We start from the raw sequence: 1,372 nt of genomic DNA, 5'->3' as shown, positions 1-1,372 counted from the left end.
TGCGCCAAGCATACAGGGTGGCTTGGGAGATGCCTTCTTGACGCGACAACTCGGCCACGGTCATGTTTTGCGGCGGCAGTAATTTACGGATAAGGGCCGCTTTACGCTCAGGTGAATAGCTCGACATTACAGCTCTCTTTGACGCCCCCGATCTATCGTTTTGATAAATCAGCTCAGGCGACAACTACCCTGACACCGGGGGCCCGGAAGGGCAGAAGAATGAAGAGAATGGATCAAATTTCGACGCGGGTCGTTTTTTGAAAAGTACTGACGGCTCGATAGCCGGAGAATATCCGGCTATTTCAGACCATCCCTAGGTTTATGCACATTCTTCTTTTTAGTTCAGGGCGTTGAAAGTGCCATCTCTGGTGTTGCGTATTCTTTTATAGAACACTCATATAAATGACTGTCGGAGTCTTGGAAGTGGTCCACGGATATTTGGGAGGAAAAGTCTGCTGCAATAAGTCTTATTTCATCGCTAGTGCTTTCGTCAAAATTAAAGTTGTTGTTTAATTTGGTGTTGGCCTCTATTAGTACAGCTCCGCAGTATTTCCAGTCTTCATCAATTAGTGCGTAGAAGTTTTTTTTTGCAAGCTGAGTTGTAATGAAGTTAAAGCACTCATCAAGGGATTCATAAGTCCTCTCTATGCAGTGAGTTAGCTGCATTGATCTGAGCTTCTCAATAATTCGGTCCGTCTCAGGTAGGCTTTTTCGAGACTCCTCTCGGTATCCATTCAAAAAAATGCTATTTATTTTCTTTTTGAATTCCTCTAGTAGCTTGTTTCCTTGAGCTTTTCTAAATAATAATTCTCTTTCGTAAGGGGGGATATTCATGAGCAACACTCCTTTGCATAGAAGGCTTTTCCTTTGCCATTACGAATCTGCGGTCGTCCGTGCCTGCTCATTCTTGGATTTCCGTCGTCATCAAGTTTGACTTTTCCAGATTCCCAATGGGGTTTGTCCTGATGACTAACATCCATCGTTTGTTGTTGTACTGATGCAAGTCTTTTACCGCCTCCAGGTTGAGGTGTTTCATAGCGATACTCCCATCCTGATTTGTTTTTTGACTGACTAATCGGTTGTTGGCTTGTAGGTATTCCTGCTTGTCTCATAGATTCACGTCGAGCAGCCTTAGAAGTGGCGAGCGGATTTTTTTCACTTCCCGGTGCTAATGGCTCATCTTTCAACCCTAGCGGATCAACCCACTCAACTGGATTCGGCCCATACGCATAGACATTCAGCCCGCCCGCAAACCCAATCGGGTCCTTGCCAATAAACCGCCCGACCTGTGGATCATAGTACCGATAGCGGTTGTAGTGCAGCCCGGTTTCCACATCGAAGTACTGCCCTTGAAAGCGCAACGAATTGCGGA

Annotated in this window: 3 protein-coding genes; all 3 read right to left on the bottom strand. The window is 45.7% G+C overall.

Annotation, left to right across the window (positions count from 1 at the left end):
• Window positions 1-127: transposase (locus AACY31_RS28705; protein WP_339491530.1), on the bottom strand; the 127-nt coding region annotated here is incomplete at its 3' end.
• Window positions 128-342: 215 nt separating this feature from the next.
• Entirely contained in the window at window positions 343-834 is a 492-nt protein-coding gene (locus tag AACY31_RS28700; protein ID WP_339505650.1) for a hypothetical protein, read from the bottom strand.
• Window positions 831-1,372, bottom strand: a 542-nt coding sequence (locus AACY31_RS28695; RefSeq protein WP_339483833.1) for an RHS repeat-associated core domain-containing protein, incomplete at its 5' end; no start/stop codon positions are given. The genes AACY31_RS28700 and AACY31_RS28695, both read right to left, overlap by 4 nt.

The organism is Pseudomonas sp. RL_105y_Pfl2_101 (assembly GCF_963970585.1).
In the GTDB taxonomy this organism is placed as follows: Bacteria; Pseudomonadota; Gammaproteobacteria; order Pseudomonadales; family Pseudomonadaceae; genus Aquipseudomonas.
Note: the sequence above shows the minus strand (reverse complement) of the source record. Positions and strands in the feature narration are given on the sequence as shown.

Coding starts and splice junctions, on each gene's coding strand:
- AACY31_RS28700 (WP_339505650.1), bottom strand. CDS start 834: ATGAATATCCCCCCTTACGAAAGAGAATTATTATTTAGAAAAGCTCAA.